5 protein-coding genes are annotated in these 4,986 nt (G+C 63.5%); 1 reads left to right on the top strand and 4 read right to left on the bottom strand.

Going from position 1 to position 4,986, the window contains the following annotated elements; all coding sequences use genetic code 11:
• The 4 genes from AC2VOU_RS18550 to AC2VOU_RS18535 all read right to left on the bottom strand — a co-directional run.
• Nucleotides 1-942, bottom strand: a 942-nt coding sequence (locus AC2VOU_RS18550) for a potassium-transporting ATPase subunit KdpA (RefSeq protein ID WP_486958685.1), incomplete at its 3' end; no start/stop codon positions are given.
• On the bottom strand, nucleotides 943-1,032 hold the full coding sequence (locus AC2VOU_RS18545; RefSeq protein WP_486958684.1) for a potassium-transporting ATPase subunit F: 90 nt from the start codon (nucleotides 1,030-1,032) through the stop codon (nucleotides 943-945).
• A gap of 391 nt (nucleotides 1,033-1,423) precedes the next feature.
• Nucleotides 1,424-2,908: a sensor histidine kinase gene (locus AC2VOU_RS18540; RefSeq protein ID WP_486958683.1), complete on the bottom strand. Its 1,485-nt coding sequence runs from the start codon at nucleotides 2,906-2,908 to the stop codon at nucleotides 1,424-1,426.
• 15 nt (nucleotides 2,909-2,923) lie between these two features.
• Nucleotides 2,924-3,697 carry a response regulator transcription factor gene (locus AC2VOU_RS18535; RefSeq protein WP_486958682.1) on the bottom strand — a complete coding sequence of 258 codons (774 nt, stop codon included), beginning with the start codon at nucleotides 3,695-3,697 and terminating at the stop codon, nucleotides 2,924-2,926.
• Between the two features lie 244 nt (nucleotides 3,698-3,941).
• Here AC2VOU_RS18535 and AC2VOU_RS18530 point away from each other — a divergent pair.
• The coding region (locus tag AC2VOU_RS18530; protein WP_486958681.1) for a tetratricopeptide repeat protein at nucleotides 3,942-4,986 on the top strand (1,045 nt) is incomplete at its 3' end.

The following is a 4,986-nucleotide window of genomic DNA, read 5'->3' as shown; positions in this document are numbered from 1 at the left end:
CGCGCCGGCCGCAGTGGGTACGGTCCCATGGTGGCTGAGCTGGAACAGCTCGATCAAGACCAGGCTGATCGTCGCCAACACACCCATCACCGCAGCGATTGCGTAGCCCTGCTTGGTGTTGCCCACCATGCGGCCGAAAGTGCGCGGCAGCGAAAAGCTGATCGCCAGCAGCAGGAAGGTCTCGATCCAATTGGTCAGCCTGGTCGGGTTCTCGAACGGGTGGGCGGAGTTGGCGTTGTAGAACCCGCCCCCGTTGGTGCCGAGTTCTTTGATGGCTTCCTGGCTGGCCACCGGTCCGCCGGTGATGGTTTGGTGCATGCCGTTGAGCGTGTTGACCACCTGGTCGTTCAGGTGGAAATTCTGGATGGCGCCGCCGCTGATCAAGACGATCGCGCCAATGGTCGAGATCGGCAGCAGGATGCGCAGCGTTCCCCGGACCAGATCGACCCAGAAATTTCCGATCTCAGGAGTCCTAGTGCGCGCGAACCCGCGAACCAGGGCGACCGCGACGGCCATGCCCGCCGCGGCGGAGACGAAGTTCTGCACGGCCAGCCCGGCCATTTGCACCAAATGACCCTGCGTCGTCTCGCCGGAGTACGCCTGCCAGTTGGTGTTGGTGACAAAGCTGATTGCGGTGTTCCACGCCAGCGACGGGGTCATCGTGGTAGCCGGGTTGTGCAGGTGCAGCGGCAGCTTGTCCTGCACCAGCTCGAAGAAGAATAGGAACAGCACGCTGACCGCCGAAAACGCCAGCAGGCTGCGAGCATAGGCGTACCACGGTTGTTCAGCTTCGGGGTCGGCGCCGATGATGCGATAGACGACCTTCTCGATTCGCCAGTCGCGTTCCGAGGTGTAGACGCGGTACATATAGTCGCCCAGCGGCACGTGTATCGCCATCAGGGCCAGCACGAGCAGCGCGATGCCCGCGGTAGCTGTGCTCACCTAAAACCTCTCCGGCAGGTACAAGGCCGCAACCAGGTAGACCACCAGCACCGCTGCGAGCGCCAGGCCGATGATGTTGTCGATGCTCATGGGCGCCACTCCTCCGCACAAGAGGAGCTCACACGCGCCGGTTCCCCGTCGATGGCGCGGGTCACAGCTTCTCGACCAGCTTTTGCAGGTAGCCCAGGACGGCGAACACGGCCACCGTCAGCAAGACGTAGGCAACCACGCCCATCGTTTCTCCGTTCGTGACAGGCCGGTCGGGTCGATCGGCTATCGAGTCTCCTTGGTATCGGCATGCAATTTTGCCCTCTGTGACGAGGTCTGGGAAGAAGGTATGCGCCCCCCTTACGCAAAGTTCAGCCGCTAACGATTTCTTTACAGCTGATCGGCCAATCTGGGTATGCGGCAATCACTGTTTCGCGATTTTCACATAAACTTAAGCTTGCACACGTATTTGCTGGACGGGCTGTGATGTGCGCTACTGCGACAGCGGCAGGCGCACCCGGAAAGTGGTGCGGCCCGCGCCGGATTCGGCGGTGACCGACCCGTCGTGAGCTTTGACGATCGAGTCGACAATCGCCAGCCCGAGCCCGTTACCGCTGCCTTCGTGGTGCGCGTCTTTGGCGCGCACGAATCGATCGAAGAGATGGGGGAGCAGCTCCGGGTCGATATCGGGCCCGTCGTCGGCCACCACCAACTCGGCATAGGGCGCGTCGGAGGTGCAGTGGTGGCGGGTAATCGACGTCGTCACAGTTACTCCTGGGGGGGTGTGGATCCACCCGTTGGTCAACAGATTGCTGACCAGTTGATGCAGTCGGTCGCGATCGCCGCGCACCCACACTGGGTCGTCGGGCAGATCCTTGACCCACCGGTGATGGGGTGCGGCCACCGTAGCGTCGTTGAATGCGTTGAGCGCGATGTCGGTCAGGTCGACATCCTCGGTCCGCAGATCGTCGCCCTCGCTCAGCCGCGAGAGCAGCAGGAGTTCGTCGACGAGCGACGCCATCCGGGCCGCCTCGGACTCGATCCGGGCCAGCGCATACTCCGTCGTCGGGGGCAGCGCGGCGCTGTCTTGGCGGGTGAGCTCCGAGTAGCCTTGCAGCGCCGCCAGCGGCGTCCGCAGTTCGTGACTGGCGTCGGTGATGAATTGCCGCACCCGACGGTCGGATTCGGCGCGATACGCCAGTGCGCTGTCGACGTTGTCGAGCAGCCGGTTGAAGGTGTGTCCGACGATCCCCACCTCGTTGTGCGGGTCGGTGTCGTCGGGCTGGACTCTGGTGGTGATGCGATGGTCATCGCCGGTGAGCGGGGTGCCGGCGACCTCGGCCGCAGCGACCGCGACACGGCGCAGCGGTCGCAGCCCATATCCGACCACCAGGGCGGTAAGGCCCGACGTCACCAGCACTGCGGCGATCGAAAGCGCTGTGGCACTTACGATTCTGCGGCTGATCGTCGTGTTGACCAGCTGAAGCGAAAGGCCGACCATCAAGACGTCACCGGAGCCGGTCCTTTGGCTACTGACTCGATACGGCCCCAAACCGCCCAGCTTCACCGTGCGTATCTCGCCGTCGCGCCAGTCCTCTGCCTGGATGGCGGATACGACGTCGGGTGAGGCGGCGCGCGGATCGTCCTCGTAGAAGATCGCCGCACCGCTCACATGGCCGTGCTGGATCACGGCGATCACATTTCCCGCGTTTTGCTCGGTGAAACCGAGCAGCGCCGACCCGATCTCGACATGCTGGCCGGCCTCGCCGGCAAGGTAGTGGGTGTACGAATGATCCAGCGAGTCAAGCGATGACTCGAGATCGGCATCTGTCATCGCGTACACGTAGGTGCGCAGACTCAGCACCGAGATGACGCCAACCACCAACAGGACGAGCGTGACGACCGCCGAGACACCCAAAACCAGTTGATACCGCAGCGAACGGGGCCGCCACCACGGCGTCGCCCGTGTCCCGATCATTTTCCGCCCTCGGTGTTATGCCGGTGGGCGGAGCATGTATCCGACGCCGCGCACAGTGTGCAGCATTGGCTCTCTGCCGGCGTCGATCTTCTTGCGCAGATACGAGATGTACAGATCGACGATGCTGGTGCGCCCGGCGAAATCGTAGTTCCATACCCGGTCCAGGATCTCGGTACGGGTCAGCGCACGGCGCGGGTTGCGCATCAAAAAGCGCAGCAACTCGAATTCGGTTGAGGAAAGCGAGACCAGCGTGCCGGCCCGGTGCACTTCGTGGCTCGCGCCGTCGAGCGTGAGGTCGCCGATCGTGAGGCTCTCCTCGACGGGCGGCGCGAGGTGGTTGGAGCGGCGAAGCAGCCCACGCAGCCGGGCGACCAGCTCCTCGAGGCTGAAAGGCTTGGTCATGTAGTCGTCGGCGCCCGCGGTCAGGCCGGTCACCCGGTCCATCACCGAGTCGCGCGCGGTGAGGAACAAGGTGGGCGTGTAGGGCCCCGATTCGCGGACCCGGTGCAGGATCTCCAGACCGTCGATGTCGGGGAGCATGATGTCGAGGACGAGCACATCGGGTTCGACGCTGCCGAACTTACTGACGGCATCCCTGCCGTTGTGGGCGACCTCGACGGTCCAGCCTTCATAGTGCAGGGCCATCTTGACCAGGTTGGTCAACGCGGGCTCGTCATCGACCAGCAGAACCCGGATCGGTGATCCGTCGTCGCGGCTGATCCGGGGAAGCTGACCTAGGATCGCTTGACGCGGCCGCTGCTCGCGAGTGGTTCCCGACGTAACCGTCACGAGTCTCAGTCTCCCTGCCGCACACCCGATTGTCACGGCGCTCATAGCGTCCTCAAATCTTTCGGCCGTCTGGCGCATACCCGGGCTGCGCGTGCGCCGATGCCTGCTTCGGGTCGTTATCGGGGGCGCTCACGTGCATCGCCGCAGGCAAAGCACGGGGGATCGCCCGAGCAGGTTCTTCCCCCGGCGGGCCGTCCCCGGGTCGGGTACCGTACCTGCCAACTCGGATCTGTGGGAGGGCGTCATGGCGGTCGCTGAGCCGATCATCGTCGTCCTCGGTCCCTGGTGCGGGGGCACGTCGGCCGTCGCCAAAGTGCTCCATCATCTCGGAGTTTTGATGGGCACGCGATTTGATGTCGGTGTTCGCGAACTGGACGACACCTGGGAGGACACGGAGCTGAGCCTGTTGTGCCGCAGAGCTTTCCGTGAGCCTGGTGGTGAGCTGATGATGGACGCTCATGCCTTGAGATTGAAACTTCGACATTGGGCCGTCAATCATCGCCACGCCGCCCGCATCGCGAACCGTCGGCCCGGTGTGAAGCATCCCGCTCTGTGCATCGCAGTGGACCACATCCGAGAAGCCTGGGGCCCGTTGGTGCCGGTCGTTGTCGATCGACCCGCAGCCAACATTGTGGCTTCGCTGAACCGACTTGGCTGGTGGACTGACGAAAAGGAGCGGGCCGAGTCGACGGCTCACTTGATCGCCGCCCGCGACCTCGCGCTGTCAGGCGTTGGGGCCGTGCGGGTCGATTTCGAGGAACTTCGATCGGCGCCCACCACGGTGATCCGCCGTCTCGCAAAGGAATTGGGCCTGGAAATTACCGATGCCCAATTTGATGCAGCCGTCAACAGCGTGGTGCCCGCGGCTGACGTCCCCCGAGACGTCGATCCCCACCAGCGGCTCATCGAGCGTTTTCTGGCGGAAGAGGAAAGCAGACCCGACGACCCACTACCCGTACACATGCTGGCGCAGCTGTATTTCAACATTCACGATTTCGCCAACGCGCGCAGATACTCTGAGCGGTTGATCGAGATCGGAGCCGACGAAGAAAATATCTTCTTGGCAATGCTGCGGATCGCACAGTCGATGGACAAAGTCGATACACCGTGGCTCGACGTTCAGGATGTGTACATGCGGGCCTGGGAGTTCCGCCCGACCCGCGCCGAACCCTTCTATGGCATCGCCCGGCATTACAGCGCTGTTAAGCGCTACCAACTTGGTTATCTTTTCGCTGAGCGCGCCGCCCAAATCCCGCTTCCCCCAGGCGACATGGTCATCCACGACCCGG

Source organism: Mycobacterium sp. TH-M25 (genome assembly GCF_057473665.1).
The sequence above is the reverse complement of the archived record's forward strand: the minus strand, read 5'-3'. Positions and strand labels throughout refer to the sequence as shown.

What these genes read in the sequence shown, in the direction of transcription:
- AC2VOU_RS18545 (WP_486958684.1), bottom strand. Translation starts at nt 1,032, where the DNA reads ATGAGCATCGACAACATCATCGGCCTGGCGCTCGCAGCGGTGCTGGTG.
- AC2VOU_RS18540 (WP_486958683.1), bottom strand. Translation starts at nt 2,908, where the DNA reads ATGATCGGGACACGGGCGACGCCGTGGTGGCGGCCCCGTTCGCTGCGG.